Annotated in this window: 1 protein-coding gene; it reads left to right on the forward strand. The window is 66.1% G+C overall.

Annotated elements, in window-relative coordinates:
- On the forward strand, positions 1 to 886 hold an 886-nt coding region (locus tag AC1DSC_RS32645; RefSeq protein ID WP_478132096.1), incomplete at its 5' end, for an integrase core domain-containing protein.
- Positions 887 to 990: the final 104 nt, after the last annotated feature.

Consider the following 990-nt stretch of genomic DNA (forward strand, 5'->3'; position numbering starts at 1 on the left):
TGGCCGCAAGATCGCCCAGCGCCTGAGCGATCTGGGCTTCAGCGGCGTGCCCGCACCCAGCACCATCACCGGCATCCTGCATCGCCACGGACTGATCACCCCTGAAGCCAGCCAGGCGGCCGAGCATTGGCAGCGTTTCGAGCACGAGCTGCCCAATGCCCTGTGGCAAATCGATTTCAAGGGCCACTTCGAGACGGGCGCGGGGCGCTGCCATCCGCTGACGGTGATTGACGACCACTCGCGCTTCAACCTGACGATCGCCGCGTGCTCCCAGACGAACACTGCCCGCGTGCAGGATCATCTGCAGCGGGTGTTCCTGCGCTACGGCTTGCCCGTACGCATCAACGCCGACAACGGCGCCCCTTGGGGCAGCCCCGCCAAGGCCGAGCACGGGCTGTCGGCACTCAGCGTGTGGCTCATTCGCTTGGGCATTCGCATCAGCCACAGCGCGCCCTACCACCCGCAGACCAACGGCAAATTGGAGCGCTTCCACCGTTCGCTCAAGGCCGAGGTGCTCAATGGGCGCAGCTTCTTGGACCTGGCTCAGGCCCAGGACGCGTTCGAGCACTGGCGCGGCGTGTACAACCACGAGCGCCCGCACGAGGCGCTGGGCATGCAAACACCCGCAGCGCGCTATCAGGTGAGCCCTCGGGCCCTGCCTGCCGTGCTGGCGCCGATCGAATATGGCCCTGATGACCGGGTGCTGACGGTGGGCTGGAACGGCTGGGTGCACTTCCAGGGGCGCAAGCTGCGCCTGTCCAGTGCCTTGCACAGGCTGCCCGTGGCGATGCGGCCGGACCCCAAGACAGATGGCTGCTTCGACGCCTTCTTCTGCCATCACCGCTTCATGCGGCTGGATCTGCGCAATCCCGCCACCTCAAACTGAGCGCCCAAGGTGTTTACTATGTCCCCGCACACCTGTTACCCAGGTCCCCGGTCCATACAGCGAAGCAAAGAAAAGTAGGTCGCCCGCCGGGGCGAGACCCGGCC

Source organism: Variovorax sp. 01N425 (assembly GCF_056399465.1).